This window comes from Actinoplanes sp. NPDC049118, from assembly GCF_040648555.1.
Lineage (GTDB): Bacteria > Actinomycetota > Actinomycetes > Mycobacteriales > Micromonosporaceae > Actinoplanes.
On record NZ_JBEZDY010000015.1, the window covers coordinates 242,903 to 261,432 of the forward strand.

Here is an 18,530-nt window from a genome sequence, read left to right on the forward strand (position 1 = left end):
TCGGTCTGACCCTCGGAGCCGGCGTGAGGCTGGCCCTGCACGCGGACGTGAGGCCGGTGCTGGCCTTACTCCGGCGGGGGCGTGGGTTCGCTTCGCTCGCCGGGTGCTGATTCCGGCCCTGACCTGGCGGTGCGGGTCCGTTTGGCGTCACCGGCGCCGGCCCTGGCCTCGTGCCGGACGGCAGAACCCGGTCCTAGGCGACCCGCATTGCCGTTCCACCGGCATGCCTGAATGCCTGCCTGCTGGCCCGCTGACCGATCTGCTCTGCCCGCTCCCGCTTTGCGTCAGCTTGCTGGCCCTGCCTGCCGGCTTGCTGGCTGGCCCGCCCTGCCTGCTTGCCAGCATGCACCGGCTTGCTGGCCCGCCAGCCAGCCTGCCTGCCGGCTGGCATGTCTGCCCGCCGCCTGGCTCGCCTCCCCATGGTCCGCCTAATGACCGCCGCCCTCTGCCGGGCCTGCGGGCCCGCTGGGCGGGTGGGTGGCGTCAGGCCAGGGTGCGGAGGCGTTTCGCTGCCTCGTCGATGACGTCCTCGCGCTTGCAGAAGGCGAAGCGGATCAGGCGGCGGCCCTGCTCCTGGTGGTCGTAGAAGACCTGGGTCGGCACGGCCACCACGCCGCACCGCGCAGGAAGCGCCCGGCAGAAGTCGACGCCGTCCGTGCCGCCCAGCGGGGTGATGTCGGCGGTCACGAAGTAGGTGCCGTCTGATGGCAGCACCTTGAACCCGGCATCGGCCAGGCCGGCCACCAGCCGGTCCCGCCGGGCCTGCAGGCCGGCGCGGAAGCCGTCGAAGTACGAGTCCGGCAGTCCCAGCGCCACGGCCACCGCCGGCTGCAACGGGCCCGCGTTGACGAACGTCAGGAACTGTTTCACCCGCAGCACCGCCGACACCAGCGGGGCGGGGCCGGTCGCCCAGCCGACCTTCCAGCCGGTGCACGAGAAGGTCTTGCCCGCGGACGAGATCCGCAGGGTGCGCTCCCGCATGCCCGTCAGCCCGGCGAGCGGGATGTGCGGCGTGGACGCGTCGGTGAAGACCAGGTGCTCGTAGACCTCGTCGGTCACCGCGTACACGTCGTGCTCCCGGCAGAGCCGGGCGATCAGCGAGAGTTCGTCCGCCGTGAAGACCTTGCCGGTGGGGTTGTGCGGGGTGTTCAGCAACACCAGGCGGGTGCGGGGTCCGAAGGCCGCGCGCAGCTCACCCTCGTCGAAGCCGTAGCGGCCGTCCGGGCCCGGGCGCAGCGTCACCGGCCGGCGGACCGCGCCGGCCAGGGCGATCGAGGCCGCGTACGAGTCGTAGTACGGCTCGAAGCACACGACCTCGTCCCCGGGCTCGCACAGCCCGAGGATGCTCGCGGCGATCGCCTCGGTGGCCCCCGCGGTGACCGCCACCTCGGTGTCCGGATCCCGGCTCAGCCCCCAGAACCGCCGCTCGTGCGCGACGATGGCGGCCCGCAGCGCCGGGATGCCGGGCAACGGCGGGTACTGGTTCGCCCCGGAGCGCAGCGCCTCGGCGGCCGCGGCGAGCATCTCCGGTGGACCGTCGGTGTCCGGGAAGCCCTGCCCCAGATTGGCCGAGCCGGTCTGCGCGGCGAGCGCGGACATCTCGGTGAAGATGGTGGTGCCGAACGGGCGCATGCGGCCGACTAGTGGATCGGCCGGGGTCGACGTCGTCACGCCCGTCAGCCTACGGCCACGCGCCTGGGCGCGCGGCCGGCCGCGATCGTCAGAAGATGACCTTTGTGCAGGAGGCCGTGATGAAGGTGCCGGAACTCGTCTTCTGGGCGACTTCCTCGCCGTCGACCTTCGCGCTGCAGCTCAGTTCGCCCTCGGAGGTGCTGCCGCGGACGGCCACGACCGAGACGAGCGAGGACCCCTTCATGGTCAGCGTCTTGCGCCAGGGCAGGGAGGCGTTGCGCACCCGTTGGGGCTCGCCGCCGAGCTTCTCCACGTAGACGATCTCGACCGGGCCGTCGCCGGTGACCGCGTACTCGACCTCGATCTGCGCCTTCTGATCCAGGCCCGGAAGATCCGGCAGGTCGGTCGGCAGGTCGGTCGGCAACCCCGTCGGCAACCCCGTCGGCAGGTCCGTCGGCAACCCGGTCGGCAGGTCGGTCGGCCGAGGGATGGATTCGAGCGCCTCCTCGGCCTTCTGCTTCGCGTTGTTGACCACCAGGACGATCGAGGTCACGCCACCCGCGCAGAGCAGCAGCACCACGGCCACCAGGACGGCGACCAGCGGAAGATTGCTGCGCTTCGGCGGTGGCGGCGGAGACCCGCCGTATCCGGGCGGCGGGCCGTATCCGGGCGGGCCGTATCCGGGCGGCGGCATCTGGCCGGGCGGCGCCTGTCCCGGCGGCGGTTGATACGCCGGGGGCGGAAACTGTCCGGGAGGAGCCGGGAACTGGGAGGTCGGCGGGTAGCCGTCCGGAGGCCCGCTGGCCTGCTGGCCCGCCGTCGGCAGCGGGGCGTACCCGGGCTGGAACGTGGGCGCGGGCGGCGGTGGCGGCTGGTAGGGCTCGGCCGCGAGGGAGTCGCCCGACGGTGACGACCACGGCTGACCTGACACGGGGTCGTCCCCCGGGTACCGGCGAGTCGGGTCCGAAGGCGGTGGGTAGCTCAATCGTCTCTCCAGAGCAGGCGTCGGGCCGACGGTACGCCCTCGGCGCCAGATCCGGATCACCCGGTCGTGTCACTCGCCGCCCTGACCTGGCCACAGAGTGGCGCGCGGTGGGCCGAACGGCCCTTTCGATCACGTACGATGCGCGAAAGTGTGCTTCTTGCGCAGTGGTCGTGAGCGGAAGTCGGCTACGCTGCCCCTCATGTGTGGGATCGTGGGTTACGTCGGCAGTCGGCCGGCTCTGCAAATCGTCCTCGACGGGCTCCGCCGCCTGGAGTACCGCGGCTATGACTCCGCCGGTATCGCGGTCATCGATGGCTCCGTCATCCTGACCGAGAAGAAGGCCGGCAAGCTGGCAAACCTGGAAAAGGCGCTGGCGGAACGGGCGGGTGACGGCATCGCCGTCGGCTCGACGGCGATCGGGCACACCCGTTGGGCGACCCACGGCGGACCGACCGACCGCAACGCGCACCCGCACCTGTCGGCAGACGGCCGGGTCGCCGTGATCCACAACGGCATCATCGAGAACTTCTCCCGCCTGCGCGCCGAGCTCGAGGCGACCGGCGTCGAGTTCGTCAGCGACACCGACACCGAGTGCGCCGCACACCTGCTCGCCGCCGAGATGCGCGTCCTGCGCGAGTCGGGCGCCGAGAACGGGCCGCAACTGCTGGCCGAGGGCATGCGCCGCGCCGTGCGGCGCCTGGAGGGCGCCTTCACGCTGCTCGCCGTCGACGTCGCGGTGCCCGACGCGGTCGTCGCCGCCCGGCGCAACTCGCCGCTGGTCGTCGGCCGCGGCCAGGGGGAGAACTTCCTCGCCAGCGACGTGTCCGCCTTCATCGAGCACACCCGCGAGGCCGTCGAGCTCGGCCAGGACCAGGTCGTGCTGATCACACCGGCGGCCATCGAGATCACCGACTTCTCCGGCGCGCCCGCCACCGGCAAGGAGTTCCACATCGACTGGGACGCCTCCGCCGCGGAGAAGGGCGGCTACGACTACTTCATGCTCAAGGAGATCGCCGAGCAGCCGCAGGCGATCGCGGACACGCTGCTCGGCCGCCTCTCCGAGCGCGGCGAGATCGTGCTCGACGAGGTGCGCCTCACCGACCAGGACCTGCGCGACGTCGACAAGGTCTTCATCGTGGCCTGCGGCACCTCCTACCACGCCGGCATGGTCGCGAAGTATGCGATCGAGCACTGGACCCGCATCCCCTGCGAGGTCGAGCTGGCCAGCGAGTTCCGCTACCGCGACCCGGTGCTGGACCGCTCGACGCTGGTGATCGCGATCAGCCAGTCCGGCGAGACCATGGACACGCTGATGGCGTTGCGGCACGCCAAGGAGCAGAAGGCCCGGGTGCTGGCCATCTGCAACACGAACGGCTCGACGATCCCGCGCGAGTCCGACGCCGTGCTCTACACCCACGGCGGTCCGGAGATCGCCGTCGCGTCGACCAAGGCGTTCCTGACCCAGTTGGTCGCCTGCTACCTGATCGGTCTGCACCTGGCCCAGATCCGCGGCGTCATGTACGCCGACGAGGTCGCCGCCGTGGTGTCGCAGCTGCAGCGCACGCCGGACGACCTGCGCGAGCTGCTCGCCGGCATGGAGGACGTCCGGGCCCTGGCACGCGATCTGCGTACCGCGTCGACGGTGCTGTTCATCGGGCGGCACGTCGGCTTCCCGGTCGCGCTCGAGGGTGCGCTGAAGCTCAAGGAGCTGGCGTACATGCACGCCGAGGGCTTCGCGGCGGGCGAGCTGAAGCACGGCCCGATCTCGCTCATCGATGAGGGCACCCCGGTCGTCTGCGTGGTGCCCTCGCCGGCCGGCCGCGGCGTGCTGCGGGACAAGGTGGTCTCCAACATCCAGGAGGTACGCGCCCGCGGCGCCCGCACGATCGTGATCGCCGAGGAGGGCGACGAGGCGGTTCGCGCCTTCGCCGACCACCTGATCCAGGTCCCGCGTACGCCGACGCTGCTCGCGCCCCTGATGACCACCGTGCCGCTGCAGATTCTCGCCTGCGAGATCGCGTCCGCTCGTGGCCACGACGTCGACCAGCCGCGCAACCTGGCGAAGTCCGTCACCGTGGAGTGACATCGCCCCTATCCGTCGCGATGGCGGCCGGCGCGCCCCAGGGACACGCCGGCGGCGTCCCGGTAACCAAGGTGCCCGGTGTCCGGCCGGCTCGCGTCCTCGCGGGCCGGCCGGACGCCGTTGCGCTCGGGTTTGCGTCGAAGTAGAAGTCGTTTCCCGGCGGGGCGAAGGCCGGCACCGAACCGCCCGGCACGGCCCCGGTGAGGACCGGTCCTCGGCCAGGCTTCTCGGGGAAGCCGCCGCACCTTGGACGAGGTCTGCGCGAGACGTCGAGGAACACGCCCGGCCCGGCGGCATGTGCAGCTCCGCCGAGACGGGTGCTTACGGCGGCGACGGCGGATCCGGTCCGGATCGCGGACGGGCGGGTGGCGTGGGCGCACAGGTCGGCGGCACACCGGCCCGTGGCCTCGACCTTGAGCTTGGACGTCATCGGCAACCTCCGGATGGAAGCGGTTCGGCCGCCGACGTTAGGGCAAATCCGGGCCGCCTGAGCTGCCCTGTGGACAACAGCGCAGACGCCTTCGCCGCTTGTCCACAGGCCGGCGCACGACGGATCGGGACCGCCGGTGGGCCGATAGGGTTGCCCTGTGATCGTGTCTGTCGGGATCGACGTCGTGCTGGTCGATCGATTCGCCAAGGCGCTGGAGCGCACCCCGCTGCTCGCCGACCGCCTGTTCACCGATTCGGAGCGCATGACCTCGTCCGGCAACCCGCGATCACCGGAGTCGCTGGCCGCGCGGTTCGCGGCCAAGGAGGCCGTCGCCAAGGCGCTGGGCGCTCCCGTCGGGCTGCGCTGGCACGACTGTGAGGTCGTCACCGATCCCGACGGGCGGCCGTGGCTCACCGTCTCCGGTACGGTCGCGGCGGTGGCGGCGGAGCGGGGCGTCAGCAGGTGGCACCTGTCGCTGTCGCACGACGGTGGCATCGCCTCGGCGATGGTCGTCGCGGAGGCCTGAGTTTCCCAGGGGGTTTCGGCATGCGGCAGGCGTGGCGGGTTGCGGACGTACGTGCGGCGGAGAAGGCCCTGATGGCGACCCTGCCGGCGGGCACGCTGATGCAGCGCGCCGCGGCCGGGCTGGCCCGGCGATGTGCGCTGCTGCTGAGCGAGTCGGGCGGTGTATACGGCGCGACCGTGGTGCTGCTGGTCGGCAGCGGGGACAACGGCGGCGACACGCTCTATGCGGGTGCCGCGCTGGCGGCCCGCGGCGCGGGCGTCAAGGCGATCCTGCTGCGCCCCGACCGGGTGCATCTCGCCGGGCTCGCCGCGCTCCGCCGGGCGGGTGGCGTCACCGTCGGTGACCTGCCGGACCGGGCGGACCTGGTCGTCGACGGCATCGTCGGCATCGGTGCGAGCGGCGGCCTCCGCGAGCCCGCGGCCGCGCTGGTCCGGCGCCTTCCGGGGCTGATCGGGCGGGACGGTGCCCGGCCGCCGGTGGTCGCCGTCGACGTGCCGAGCGGGGTCGCGGTCGACACCGGTGACGTGCCCGGCGATGCCGTGCACGCCGACGTCACCGTCACCTTCGGCTGCCTGAAGCCCGCGCACGTCGTCGGTGCCGCCGCGGCCCTCGCCGGCCACGTCGAGCTGATCGACATCGGCCTGAGCGAGACGCTGCACGGCGACCCGGCGGTGCGCGTGCCCGACGCCGCCGACATCGCCGCCTGGTGGCCCCGGGCCCACGCCGGCTCGGACAAGTACAGCCGCGGCGTCGTCGGCGTCGCCACCGGGTCGGCGACCTACCCGGGTGCGGCCGTGCTCTCGGTCACGGGCGCCCTGGCCGGCCCCACCGGCATGGTCCGTTACGCGGGCAGCGCCGATCGCGACGTGGTGCACCGGCATCCGTCCGTGGTGGTCGCGAAGCGGGTCGCCGACGCGGGCCGGGTGCAGGCCTGGGTCTGCGGCTCCGGGCTGGGCACCGACGACGCCGCTCGCACGGAGCTGCGCAGCGTCCTGGCCACCTCCCTGCCGGTGCTGCTCGACGCGGACGCCCTCACCCTGCTCGTGGGCGGCCAGCACGCTGCCGACCTGCGCCGGGACGCCCCACTGGTGATCACTCCGCACGACGGCGAGTTCGCCCGGCTGGCGGGAGAGCGGCCCGGCGCTGACCGGATCGGCGCGGCCTGCCGGCTGGCGGCCTGGATCAACGCCGTGGTGCTGCTCAAGGGCGACCGGACGATCGTGGCTACCCCGTCGGGCGAGGCGTGGGCCAACCCGACCGGCAGCCCCGCGCTGGCCACGGCGGGCAGCGGTGACGTGCTCGCGGGCCTGCTCGGCTCGCTGCTGGCCGCCGGAGTCGTGCCGGAGCGTGCGGCGATCATGGCCGCATATGTGCACGGCCTCGCCGGGCGCCGGGCCGAGCGGGACGGCCCGGTGACGTCGCCGGACGTGGCCGCGGCGCTGCGCCCCGTGCTCGCTGAACTGCTGTGACGCGGTTTTGTCGTACCGATCAGTAGGCTGGTGAGTATGTGGCAGGCCGAGGTCCGGGTAGATCTGGACGCCATCCGGGATAACGTCGCGACGCTGTGCGCCGGCACCACCGCGGAGGTCATGGCGGTGGTCAAGGCGGACGGCTACGGGCACGGCATGCTGCCGTCCGCCCGGGCGGCGCTGGCCGGCGGCGCGACCTGGCTGGGGGTCGCCACCCTCGACGAGGCGCTGACCCTGCGCCGGGCGGGCATCGCGGCACCGGTGCTGGCCTGGCTGCTCGCCCCGGGCCTGCCCCTGCAGGACGGCATCGCGGCCGACGTCGACCTCAACGCGGGGAGCCCGGAACAGCTCGGCGAGCTGGTCACGGCCGCCCGCCTGGCCGGCCGCCCGGCCCGGGTGCACCTCAAGATCGACACCGGCCTGGCGCGCGGCGGCGCCACCCCGGCCGAATGGCCCGCGCTGCTCGAGGCGGCGGCCAAGGCGCAGGCCGGCGGCGAGGTCGAGGTGGTCGGCGTCTGGAGCCATTTCGCCTATGCGGATGCGCCCGGTCATGAGACGGTCGATCACCAGCTGGCGGTCTTCGCGGAGGGGCTGGCGGCCGCCGAGCAGTTCGGCATCGAGCCGCGCTACCGGCACATCGCGAACTCGGCGGCGACGCTGACCCGGCCGGACGCGCACTACGACATGGTCCGCCCGGGCGTCGCTGTCTACGGCCTGTCGCCGTTGCCCGCCGGGCACGAGACCGGGCTGCGGCCGGCGATGACGGCCCGGGCCCGGGTGACCCTCACCAAGCGTGTCCCGGCCGGCCAGGGCGTCTCCTACGGGCACGCCTACTACACGGCGCGCGAGACGACGCTTGCGCTGGTGCCGCTGGGCTACGGCGACGGAGTGCCCCGGCATGCGTCCAATGTGGGCCCGGTGTGGCTGGGCGGGCGCACGCGGACGGTCGCCGGGCGGGTCTGCATGGACCAGATCGTCGTCGACTGCGGCGACGACCCGGTCGCGCCCGGGGATGTGGCGACGCTCTTCGGACCGGGCGACGACGGCATGCCAACGGCCACCGACTGGGCAGACGCGATCGGCACGATCAACTACGAGATCGTGACCCGCTTCGGCGGCTCCCGCGTCGCCCGCGTCTACGACGGCACCGCCGGCGTCCCTGCCCCGGACGCTGTGGTCCCAGGTTCGGTGGCCCGTGGGGCTGCGGTCGCCGGTTCGGTGGCCCCGGATGTAGCGGGTCAGGGTCCGGTGGCCTCGGATGCGGGGGTCTTGGGTGCTGGGGCTTCGGGTGGCGTGGTTTCAGGTTCGGTGGCTCGGGGCGTTGCGGGTCAGGGTTCGGTGGCCTTGGATTCGGGGGTCTTGGGTGCTGTGGCTTCGGCCTCGGGTGCCGTGGTTTCAGGTCCCGTGGTCACGGGCGCCGCGGTGCAAGAGCCCGCGACCTCGGGCGCTGTGGCCACGAGTGCCGTAGCGGCGGATGCCATGGCTCTGGATGCCGTGGCTTCGGGTGCCGTGGTTCGAGAATCCGGGGCCCCGGGTGCCGTGGCCTCGGCTGAGGAGGTTGCATGAGTCCGGCGAAGTTGCCCGCCCGGTCCGGTCCGCGGCGGCGGGCGAAGCAGGTCGGGATCGTCGGTGCCGCCATCGGTGTCGCCGCGGCGGGGCTGGCGACGGCGTTCGCGGTCGAGCGCACCCTGGTTCGCAAGTCGCTCAACGCTCCCGGTGATCCCCATGCCGACGTGGAGTTCGGCGATCAACCGTTCGACTCCGAGCTGACCGTCACCGCCGCCGACGGCACCGATCTGCGCGTCGAGATCGTCGAGCCGGCCGGGCCGACCGGCAAGCCCACCATCGTCTTCGTGCACGGCTTCGCCCTGGACATGGGCACGTTCTTCTTCCAGCGGCAGGTGCTCGCCGAGCAGGGCGATCATCGCCTCGTCTTCTACGACCAGCCGGGGCACGGGCGGTCCAGCCGGCTCAAGTCCGGCGACTACGACATCGCCGCGCTGGGCAGGTCGCTGGCGGCCGTTCTCGACGCGACCGTCCCGGATGGACACATCATCCTCGTCGGGCACTCGATGGGCGGCATGACGATCATGGCGTTCGCCGAGCAGTACCCCGAGTGGTTCGGTGAGCGGGTGACGGGCGTCGTGCTGATCTCCACCTCCGCCGGGCTGATCGACAAGTCCAAGCTCGGGCTGTCCACGCTCGTCGCCCGGGTCAGCGCCCCGTTCTTCCCACTCTGGGGCGGTGCGGCCCGGCTCGGCGGCGGCACGATCGACCGGGCCCGCGTCGCCTCCTCCGACCTGGCCTGGCTGTTGACCCGCCGGTACGGTTTCGGCGACGCCCGGCCCAGCCCGTCGCTTGTCACGTTCGTGGAGCAGATGAACTCGAAGACACCCGTCGAGACCCTCGCCAAGTATCTGCAGACGCTCTACACGCACAACCGCTTCCCGGCGCTGTCCACCCTCAGCGGTGTGCCCGTGCTGGTGCTGGTCGGCACGAAGGACTACCTGACCCCGGTGACCCACTCGGAGGAGATCCTGCGACACCTGCCGAAGGCCGAGCTGGTGAAGTTCGACAACAGCGGACACGTCGTCATGCTCGAGAATGCCGACGAGGTCAACGCCGCGCTGATCCCGTTCCTGAAGAAGATCTCTTGACCACCACCGGATTCCGGTTGGCCACTGTGGACGACACGCAGGCGTTCGGCAGGCGGCTCGCCGCCGTGCTGCGGCCCGGCGATCTGGTGCTGCTGACCGGGCCGCTTGGCGCCGGGAAGACGGCGCTGGTGCAGGGAATCGGCGCGGGGCTGGGCGTGCTCGGTGCCATCACCTCGCCGACGTTCGTCATCGCCCGGGTGCACCGGCCCGATCCGGCGCGGGGCGGTGCGCTGCCACTGGTGCACGCCGACGCGTACCGGCTGGGCGATGCCGCCGATCCGCGCGCCGAGATCGACGATCTTGACCTGGACGCGTCCGCGGAGAACGCGGTGACGGTGGTCGAGTGGGGCGCGGGCCTGGTGGAGCAGCTCAACGACGAATACCTGGCCGTCCGGATCGACCGGCTCGACGACGACACCCGGATCATCGACCTCGTTCCCCACGGCGGCGACTGGGCCGCCCGACTGGAGAAGATGTGAACCTGCCTGACCTGCTCCCGGACGCCTGGCGCACGGAGCTGACGCCGCTGCTCGACGCGGACTCCACGGCGTCGCTGAGCGCGTTCGTGGACGAGCAGTACCGGACGCACACCGTGTACCCGCCGATCAAGGACCTGTTCGCGGCCTACCGGCTGTGCTCGCCCGAGCAGACCCGGGTGCTGATCCTCGGGCAGGACCCGTATCACGGGCCGGGGCAGGCGCACGGGCTCAGCTTCAGCGTCCGTGACGGGGTGCGGATCCCGCCGTCGCTGCGCAACGTCTTCAAAGAACTGGCCGAGGACGTCGGCGTGCCGCCGGCGACCAGCGGCGACCTGACCGGCTGGGCCCGGCAGGGCGTGCTGCTGCTCAACGCGGTCCTCACGGTACGGGCCGCCGCCGCGGCGTCGCACGCCAACAAGGGCTGGGAGGCGTTCACGGACGCGACGATCCGGGCGCTGAACGCCCGCGACGAGCGCGTGGTGTTCCTGCTCTGGGGCGGCTACGCCCGCAAGAAGGCGGCCCTGGTCACCAACCCGGCGCACGTCGTCCTGGAGGCCGGCCACCCGAGCCCGCTGAACCCGAAGGGCTTCCTCGGCTCCCGCCCGTTCAGCTCGGCCAACAAGGCGCTGGCAGACGCGGGCCGCCCTCTCGTGGTCTGGGATCCGCGCACCGGCGCGTAGTTTCACCGACGATGACCGGGCCGGGCCGGGCTGCGCGGGTCCGGGTTCGCCCCGTGCGGGTCCGTGCCCGGCTCGGACGGGCGGCTTTTCGGCGGCTAGGGTTCTTCACGTGCTCGTACTCGCCCTCGACACCTCCACGCCCGCGGTGACCGCCGCCCTCGCGGAGGTCACCAGCACCGGCATGAAGGGTCTGGCCGAGCGCCGTACCGTCGATCCTCGCGCCCACGGCGAGCGGCTCGCCCCCCAGGTGCGGCTGATCCTCGACGACGCCGGGGTGCGCACCCGGGATCTGGCCGCGATCGTCGCCGGCGTCGGCCCGGGGCCGTTCACCGGCCTGCGGGTCGGCCTCGCCACCGCCGCCGCCATGGGGCAGGCGCTTTCCGTACCCACGTACGGGGTGTGTTCGCTCGACGCGCTCGGCCGGGCCGCCGGGCCGGGCCGAGTGTTGGTCGCCACCGATGCCCGGCGGCGTGAGGTCTACTACGCCCGCTACGTCGACGGCGTGCGTGCCGGCGATCCGGACGTCGCGAAGCCTGCCGACGTGCGGGTCGAGGTCGATCGGGCCGTCGGCGAGGGCGCGCTGAAGTACGGCGAGATCTTCGGGGTGCCGGTCGACGAGGACGTGCTCTTCCCGCCGGGGGAGGCGCTGATCGCGCTCGCCGCCGAGCGGATCCGGGGGCAGGCGCCGACCGAGTCGCTCACGCCGCTCTACCTGCGCCGGCCGGACGCCGTCGAGCCGGGGTCCCGCAAGCCGGTGCTGCACTGATGCGTATCACCCGGTTCCGCTGGTGGCACATCGCCGAGGTGCTGCCGATCGAGGAGGACCTCTTCGGCACCGAGAAGTGGTCGGCCTCGATGTTCTGGAACGAGCTCGCCCAGCGGAACTTCTACCTCGTGGCCGAGGAGGACGGGAAGGTGGCCGGCTACGCCGGTCTCGCCGTGGTCGATCAGGACGAGTCCTGGGTTCAGAACATCGCGGTGTCCCGCGACGCCCAGCGGCGGGGTGTCGGGCGGCAGCTGCTCGAGGCGCTGCTCGCCGAGGCCGGCGGGCGCAAGGTGCTGCTCGAGGTCGCCGTCGACAACGCTCCCGCCCAGCGGCTCTACGCCGGCTACGACTTCGAGCCCGTCGGGATCCGGCGTGGCTACTACCAGCCCAGCAACACCGACGCCCTGGTGATGATGAGAAGTGCCTGACGAACCCCTGGTCCTCGGGATCGAGACCTCCTGCGACGAGACCGGTGTCGGCATCGTCCGCGGCCACACGCTGCTCGCCGACGCGCTCGCATCCAGCGTCGAGCAGCATGCGCGGTTCGGCGGGGTCGTGCCCGAGGTCGCCAGCCGCGCTCACCTCGAGGCGATCGTGCCGACCATGCAGCGGGCCCTCGACGACGCGGGGGTCACCCTCGCCGACATCGACGCGATCGCCGTGACGGCCGGGCCGGGGCTCGCGGGGGCGCTGCTCGTCGGGGTCGCCGCCGCCAAGGGGTACGCGCTCGCCGCGGACAAGCCGATCTACGGCGTCAACCACCTCGCCGCGCATGTCGCCGTCGACACGCTGGAGCACGGCCCGCTGCCCGAGCCCGCCGTCGCCATGCTCGTGTCGGGTGGCCACTCGTCGTTGCTGCTGGTGGACGATCTCACCGCGGGTGTGACGCCGCTTGGCGCGACGATCGACGACGCGGCCGGCGAGGCGTTCGACAAGGTGGCCCGGCTGCTCGGTCTCGGGTTCCCGGGTGGCCCGGCGATCGACCGGATCGCGCGCGAAGGTGATCTGGCCGCGATCGCCTTCCCGCGCGGCCTGACCGCGCCGAAGGACCAGCTCAAGCACCGGTTCGACTTCTCGTTCTCCGGGCTGAAGACCGCGGTCGCCCGGTGGGTGGAGGCCCGCGAGCGTGCCGGCGAGCCCGTGCCGGTCGCCGACGTCGCCGCCAGTTTCCAGGCCGCGGTCTGTGACGTGCTCACCGCCAAGGCCCTGGACGCGTGCCGGGAGAACGGCGTCGAGACCTTGGTCATCGGTGGCGGCGTCGCCGCCAACTCGCGGCTGCGGCTGCTCGCCGAACAGCGGGCGGCGAAGCTGGGCATCCGGGTGCGGGTGCCCCGGCCGGGGCTGTGCACCGACAACGGTGCGATGGTCGCCGCGCTCGGTTCCCATCTGGTGGCCGCCGGGATCGCGCCCAGCCGGCTCGACCTGCCCGCCGATTCCGCCATGCCATTGACCTCGGTCACTGTGGCGGGGTAGGAAGCCAGCATGATCGCACGCATGTGGGAGGTACGGGCGCTGGGCAGCGGCTTCGACGAGCTGCTGACCTGGGTCTGCGACGAGGCGTTGCCGCAGGTGGAGGTGCTGCCGTCGCACGTGTCGAGCGAGGTCTACTCGTCGACCGACCACCGCATCGTCGTCATCTCGAAGTGGCGTAACACCCCGGCCGACCTGCCGGCGCCGCCGGAGCGTCTGACGGCCCGCGCGCCACATGTCTGGGATTTCACACCCGTCGATAGATAACGCGCTGGTTCGTGACGGCTCACTTACGTACCGTCAGGGCAGGATGCGCGAGCTGCCCCCCGCCGATCCCGGCATTCCTGACGACCGGTCCGCCACCCGATACCTGGGCTGGCTCGCCCGGCGTACGTGGGTTTCCGTCAGCGGTGGCATCGTCCTGGCGATCGTCTGGATGCTCTGCCAGGCCCTGGTTCCGGCGATCATCGGCCACGCCGTCGACGCCGGCCTGACCGGCCGTGACGGCCGTGCGCTGGTGACCTGGTGCCTCGTGCTGTTCGGCGTCGGCCTCGTGCAGGCCGGCGCCGGGGTGACCCGGCACCGGTTCGCCGTCTTCAGCTGGCTGGCCGCGGCCTACCGCACGATCCAGGTCACGGTCCGGCATTCCAATCGGTTGGGCTCGGCGCTTCCGCGCCGGCTCGGCGCGGGTGAGATCGTCGCCATCGGTACGGCGGACATCAGCCACATCGGCAGCGCCATGGAGATCACCGCCCGTGGCACCGGTTCGCTGGTCGCGGTCGTCGCGGTCACGGCGATCCTGCTGCACGCCTCCGTGCCGCTCGGCCTGGTGGTGGTGCTCGGCGTACCGCTGCTGATGATCGTCGTCGGGCTGCTCATCCGGCCGCTGCACCGCCGCCAGCAGGCGTACCGCGAGCAGCAGGCGCGGCTGACCGGCCGGGCAACGGATCTGGTCGGCGGGCTCCGGGTGCTGCGCGGGGTCGGTGGCGAGCCGGTGATGTCCGGGCGGTACCGCGGCGAGTCGCAGACGCTGCGCGAGGCCGGCGTGCACGTCGCGCACGTCGAATCGCTGCTCGAGGCCGCGCAGGTGCTGCTGCCGGGCATGTTCCTGGTCCTGGTGACCTGGCTCGGAGCCCGGTTCGCGCTCGCCGGGCAGATCACCACCGGACAGTTGATCTCTTTCTACGGGTACGCGGCGTTCCTGGTCACGCCGCTGCGCCAGCTCACCGAGACCGTGGACAAGCTGACCCGCGGGCATGTCTCCGGCCGCCGGGTGGTCACGATGCTGCGGGCCCGGACGGATCTGCCCGATCCGGCGCTGCCGGTTCAGGCGCCCGGGCGCGGCGAGCTGGTCGACCGGGTGTCCGGTGTGGTGGTGCGGCCGGGCCTGTTCACCGCGATCGCCGCGACTGCACCCGCGGATGCGGTGGCCATCGCGGACCGCCTGGGCAGATACGTCGACCCGGCGGCGACGCTCGCCGGCGTACCGCTGGAGGACCTCGACCTGGCGACGGTGCGGGACCGGATCCTGGTGGCCGACAACGACGCCCGCCTGTTCTCGGGGTCGCTGCGGTCGGATCTCGATCCGACCGGCGACGCGGCGGTCGCGGACGCGCTCGCGGCCGCCGGGGCGGACGAGATCGTCGAGGCGCTGCCGCACGGCCTCGACAGCAAGGTCGCCGAGCGGGGCCGCTCCTTCTCCGGTGGCCAGCAGCAGCGGCTGCGGCTGGCCCGTGCCCTGGTCGCGGACCCGGAGATCCTGGTCCTGGTCGAGCCGACCAGCGCGGTCGACGCGCACACCGAGGCGCGCATCGCGGACCGGCTCGGGCCGGCCCGGCGCGGGCGCACCACGGTCGCCTGCTCGACCAGCCCGCTGGTGCTGGACCGCGCCGACGTGGTCCTCTACGTCGAGTCGGGCGAGGTGGTCGCCGAGGGCACCCACCGGGAGCTGCTGGCCGGCTGCCCCGCCTACGCGAGGGCGGTGCTGCGCGAGTGAGCGAAGCGCTTCCGGTGGCCGGCACCCGTGAGGTCCGGCGCTACGCCCGCGCCCTGTTCCGCCGCCATCCGCGTGCTCTGACGATCGCGCTGCTCCTGCACGTGCTCGCGGCGGTCGCGGGCCTGGTCGGCCCCCGGCTGCTCGGCGCCCTGGTGGAGTCGCTGCAGCGGGGTGGCGGCAGCGGCACAGTGGACCGGATCGCCGTCACCATCGCGGCGTTCATCGTGGTGCAGGCCGTGCTGGTCCGGTTCGCGTACGTGGCGTCGGCGCGGCTCGGCGAGCGGGTCCTGGCCGAGCTGCGCGAGGAGTTCGTGGAGCGGGTGCTGGCCATCCCGCTGTCGGTCGTGGAACGCGCCGGCACCGGCGACCTGCTCACCCGGACCTCCCGCGACGTGGACGCGCTGTCGCGGTGCGTGCGGTTCGCGGTGCCCGAGACGGTGATCGCGGTGATCACCGCGGTGCTGGCGGTCGGCGCGCTGCTGCTGGTGAGCCCGCTGCTCGCGCTGCCGCTGCTGGTCGCGGTGCCGGTGCTCGGCATCTCCGCGCGGTGGTACCTGAGCCGGGCCAACGCCGGTTATCTGCGCCAGAACGCCGCGTATTCGCAGGTCACCGACGGCCTTGCGGAAACCGTCGAGGGAGCCCGTACGGTCGACGCGTTGCGCCGCCAGCAGGACCGGATCCGGCGCACCGACGCCGACCTGCGCGGATCCTGGCGTGCCGAGCGGTACACGCTCTACCTGCGTACGGTCTGGTCGCCGTCCGCGGTGATCGGCTACCTCCTGCCGGTCGTCGGCACCCTGCTCATCGGCGGCTGGTTCTACCTGGAGGGCTGGGTGAGCCTCGGCCAGGTCACCGCCGGCGTGATCTACGCGCAGCTGCTGGTCGACCCGATCGACCGCTTCCTCGCCTGGCTGGACGAGCTGCAGGTGGGCGCGGCGTCGCTGGCCCGGCTGCTGGGCGTGCACGACACCGCCGAGGCGGCGCCGCCGCCGGGTCAGGCGCCGCGCGGCGCGCGGATCGTCGCCGAAGACGTGCACTTCTCGTACGTGGCCGGGCGCCCGGTGCTGCACGGGATCTCGCTCACGATCGAGCCGGGGGAGCGGCTCGCGATCGTCGGCCCGTCCGGCGCGGGCAAGTCCACCCTCGGCCGGCTGCTCGCCGGCGTGCACGCACCGGGGCGGGGCACCCTCACGGTCGGCGGTGCGCCGCTCGCCGGCCTGCCGCCGGCCCGGCTGCGTACGGAGGTCGCGCTGGTCAGCCAGGAACACCACGTCTTCATGGGTACCCTGCGCGACAACGTCGCCATGGTCCGGCCCGGATCGTCAGAGCACGACGTACGCAAGGCGCTGGCCGCGGTGAACGCCCTGGGCTGGGCGGACGCGCTGCCGCACGGCCTGTGCACCGAGGTGGGCGCCGGCGGGGCCGGGCTGTCGGCGGCGCAGGAGCAGCAGGTGGCGCTGGCCCGGCTGGTGCTGGCCGACCCGCACACGCTGGTGCTGGACGAGGCCACGTCGCTGCTGGATCCGCGGGCGGCCCGGGACCTGGAGCTTTCGCTGGCGGCGGTGCTCAGGGGCCGTACGGTCGTGGCGATCGCGCACCGGCTGTTCTCCGCGCACGACGCGGACCGGGTTGCGGTGGTGGAGCATGGGCGGATCACGGAGCTGGGCTCGCATGACGAACTCGTGGCGGCGGGCGGCTCCTACGCGGCGCTGTGGGCGTCGTGGCACGGCGCGCCGGTCAGCGCAGTGCCAGCCCCACGCCGAGCAGCACCAGGGTGATCAGCGCGATCACGAAGACGAACAGCAGGTCGCGCCGCTGCTTCTCCTGCGGCGTCTCCTCGGGAAGGTCGCTGACGACGGCGGCCAGCTCGTCGAGGGTGCGGGCGTCGCTGACCACGCCGACCCGCTGTGCGAACTCGTCGAGGGTCAGCCGGCCGGCGCCGGTGTGGCGCTCGAGGGCGGCCACGATCCGCTGCCGATCGTCATCGGAGGCCCGCATGCTCACGCGGGCAATGTATACCGCGCCCGCCCGCCGGGGGAGGGGGCCGATCACAGGAGCGGATCCGCCAGCAGCCGTTCGAAGGCCAGCTCCGCGGCGCCGATCAGGGCCGCGTCCGTGCCGAGTTCCGGGGTACGGAGCCGGACGTGTTCGCGGCAGGCCGGCAGCGCCACCTCGTTGAGGCGGCTACGGATCTGGGCCGCCGCCACCAGGTACACGTCCCGCAGCGTGCCACCGAAGATGACCGCCTCCGGGTTGAAGATGTTGATCAGGTTGCCGACGCCCAGGCCGATCCAATCGCCCACCTGGCGGACCGCCTGCTGTGCCGCCCGGTCGCCGCGCATCGCCGAGTCGACCACCCCGAGTACCGCTTCCCGGCCGCTCTCGTGGCCGCGGCCCGCGAGCTCCAGCAGGGCGTACTCGCCGATCTCCGTCTCCCAGCAGCCGCGGGAGCCGCAGCTGCACGGCTTGCCCTTCGGGTTGATCACCATGTGGCCGACCTCGCCGCCGTAGCCGCCGTGGCCGGTCACGCGGCGGCCGCCCGCGATGATGCCGCCGCCGACGCCCACGTCGCCGTACAGGTAGATCACGTTGTCGTGGCCGGCCGCCGCGCCCCGGCTGTGTTCCACCATGGCCGAGACGTCCGCTATGTTGCCGACGATCAGCGGGCCTACCTCGGCACCCTCGAGGACGCTCAGCTCCGAGCTGAGGGCCTCGCCGACCGGCTCCTCGACCCAGCCGATCGTCGGCGCCAGGCGGACCATGCCGTCGTCGCGGCGGACCATGCCCGCCACCGCCAGCCCGCCGCCCACGTAGCGGGCGCCTTCGGGGACGGCCCGGCGCATCTCGTGGATGAACCCGGCGAGCGGCTGGACCGCGTCGACGACCTGCATGCCGCGCGGCCGGTCCGTCTCGCGGCGGTCCAGGATCTTGCCGCCCAGGCCGACCCGGGCGGCGCGCAGCCGGTCCACCTCGATCGCCAGCGCGTACGCGTACACCTGGGACGACTCGGGCCGGACGACGAGTGACGGTCGTCCGGCCCGCAGTGTCTCCTCGGGCGGCCGCTCGGTGACCAGGCCCGCGGCGGCCAGTTCGGTGGTCAGCGTCCCGATCGTGCTGCGGTTCAGCCCGAGCTTCGTGGTGAGCTCGGCCCGGGAGGTAGCACCGTGCACGTGTACGTATCTCAGCAACGTGCCCAGGTTGTGCCTGCGAACCTCCTCGTGGCTGGGGCCGGCTCGCATCAGCGCGCCGCCCCCACACCCGCGGGCCGGTTCATCGGTTACCGGTGGCTGCCGCTCTGCGGCGTGACAGGGCGTCGACGCTTGCGGCGAGTAGCAGGATGAGGCCGGTGACGACGAA

At 72.9% G+C, this 18,530-nt stretch carries 16 protein-coding genes and 1 pseudogene; 13 read left to right on the plus strand and 4 right to left on the minus strand.

Annotation, left to right across the window (positions count from 1 at the left end; translation table 11 throughout):
• Window positions 1-483 precede the first annotated feature (483 nt).
• Entirely contained in the window at window positions 484-1,671 is a 1,188-nt protein-coding gene (locus tag AB0B58_RS25060) for a pyridoxal phosphate-dependent aminotransferase (protein WP_360228016.1), read from the minus strand.
• Between the two features lie 49 nt (window positions 1,672-1,720).
• The gene (locus AB0B58_RS25065; RefSeq protein ID WP_360228019.1) at window positions 1,721-2,563 is read right to left on the minus strand and encodes an MmpS family transport accessory protein; all 843 of its coding nucleotides are present in this window, start codon (window positions 2,561-2,563) and stop codon (window positions 1,721-1,723) included.
• Window positions 2,564-2,816: 253 nt separating this feature from the next.
• Between AB0B58_RS25065 and glmS the strand changes: the two genes are divergently transcribed.
• The 13 genes and pseudogenes from glmS (at window position 2,817) to AB0B58_RS25130 (ending at window position 16,951) form a co-directional block, all read left to right on the plus strand.
• Window positions 2,817-4,700 carry a glutamine--fructose-6-phosphate transaminase (isomerizing) gene (gene glmS / locus AB0B58_RS25070; RefSeq protein ID WP_360228022.1) on the plus strand — a complete coding sequence of 628 codons (1,884 nt, stop codon included), beginning with the start codon at window positions 2,817-2,819 and terminating at the stop codon, window positions 4,698-4,700.
• Between the two features lie 587 nt (window positions 4,701-5,287).
• Window positions 5,288-5,656 carry a holo-ACP synthase gene (locus AB0B58_RS25075; protein WP_360228025.1) on the plus strand — a complete coding sequence of 123 codons (369 nt, stop codon included), beginning with the start codon at window positions 5,288-5,290 and terminating at the stop codon, window positions 5,654-5,656.
• A 20-nt stretch (window positions 5,657-5,676) separates the two neighbouring features.
• Window positions 5,677-7,125, plus strand: a complete 1,449-nt coding sequence (locus AB0B58_RS25080) for an NAD(P)H-hydrate dehydratase (protein WP_360228028.1) — start codon at window positions 5,677-5,679, stop codon at window positions 7,123-7,125.
• A gap of 36 nt (window positions 7,126-7,161) precedes the next feature.
• Window positions 7,162-8,271: pseudogene (alr, locus tag AB0B58_RS25085) on the plus strand (alanine racemase); the annotation flags it as partial.
• 416 nt (window positions 8,272-8,687) lie between these two features.
• Window positions 8,688-9,782, plus strand: a complete 1,095-nt coding sequence (locus AB0B58_RS25090) for an alpha/beta hydrolase (protein WP_360228031.1) — start codon at window positions 8,688-8,690, stop codon at window positions 9,780-9,782.
• The gene (gene tsaE / locus AB0B58_RS25095; protein ID WP_360228034.1) at window positions 9,779-10,261 is read left to right on the plus strand and encodes a tRNA (adenosine(37)-N6)-threonylcarbamoyltransferase complex ATPase subunit type 1 TsaE; all 483 of its coding nucleotides are present in this window, start codon (window positions 9,779-9,781) and stop codon (window positions 10,259-10,261) included. Before AB0B58_RS25090 ends, tsaE begins: the two co-directional genes overlap by 4 nt.
• Window positions 10,258-10,941: a uracil-DNA glycosylase gene (locus tag AB0B58_RS25100; RefSeq protein WP_360228037.1), complete on the plus strand. Its 684-nt coding sequence runs from the start codon at window positions 10,258-10,260 to the stop codon at window positions 10,939-10,941. The genes tsaE and AB0B58_RS25100 overlap by 4 nt, the downstream gene beginning before the upstream one ends.
• 109 nt (window positions 10,942-11,050) lie before the next feature.
• On the plus strand, window positions 11,051-11,707 hold the full coding sequence (tsaB, locus tag AB0B58_RS25105; protein ID WP_360228040.1) for a tRNA (adenosine(37)-N6)-threonylcarbamoyltransferase complex dimerization subunit type 1 TsaB: 657 nt from the start codon (window positions 11,051-11,053) through the stop codon (window positions 11,705-11,707).
• Window positions 11,707-12,135, plus strand: coding sequence for a ribosomal protein S18-alanine N-acetyltransferase (gene rimI / locus AB0B58_RS25110; protein WP_360228043.1), 429 nt, complete (start codon window positions 11,707-11,709; stop codon window positions 12,133-12,135). The genes tsaB and rimI overlap by 1 nt, the downstream gene beginning before the upstream one ends.
• Window positions 12,128-13,180 carry a tRNA (adenosine(37)-N6)-threonylcarbamoyltransferase complex transferase subunit TsaD gene (gene tsaD, locus AB0B58_RS25115; RefSeq protein WP_360228046.1) on the plus strand — a complete coding sequence of 351 codons (1,053 nt, stop codon included), beginning with the start codon at window positions 12,128-12,130 and terminating at the stop codon, window positions 13,178-13,180. Before rimI ends, tsaD begins: the two co-directional genes overlap by 8 nt.
• A gap of 9 nt (window positions 13,181-13,189) precedes the next feature.
• Window positions 13,190-13,444 carry a hypothetical protein gene (locus tag AB0B58_RS25120; protein ID WP_360228049.1) on the plus strand — a complete coding sequence of 85 codons (255 nt, stop codon included), beginning with the start codon at window positions 13,190-13,192 and terminating at the stop codon, window positions 13,442-13,444.
• Window positions 13,445-13,487: 43 nt separating this feature from the next.
• Entirely contained in the window at window positions 13,488-15,173 is a 1,686-nt protein-coding gene (locus AB0B58_RS25125; protein WP_360228052.1) for an ABC transporter ATP-binding protein, read from the plus strand.
• Complete coding sequence (locus AB0B58_RS25130; RefSeq protein WP_360228055.1) at window positions 15,170-16,951, plus strand: ABC transporter ATP-binding protein; 1,782 nt, start codon at window positions 15,170-15,172, stop codon at window positions 16,949-16,951. Before AB0B58_RS25125 ends, AB0B58_RS25130 begins: the two co-directional genes overlap by 4 nt.
• On the opposite strand, the gene AB0B58_RS25135 is transcribed toward AB0B58_RS25130, so the two are convergent.
• Window positions 16,911-17,171 carry a DUF1707 domain-containing protein gene (locus AB0B58_RS25135; RefSeq protein WP_360228107.1) on the minus strand — a complete coding sequence of 87 codons (261 nt, stop codon included), beginning with the start codon at window positions 17,169-17,171 and terminating at the stop codon, window positions 16,911-16,913. The genes AB0B58_RS25130 and AB0B58_RS25135 overlap by 41 nt on opposite strands.
• Before the next feature lie 50 nt (window positions 17,172-17,221).
• Window positions 17,222-18,412: an ROK family protein gene (locus AB0B58_RS25140; protein WP_360228058.1), complete on the minus strand. Its 1,191-nt coding sequence runs from the start codon at window positions 18,410-18,412 to the stop codon at window positions 17,222-17,224.
• Window positions 18,413-18,530 lie beyond the last annotated feature (118 nt).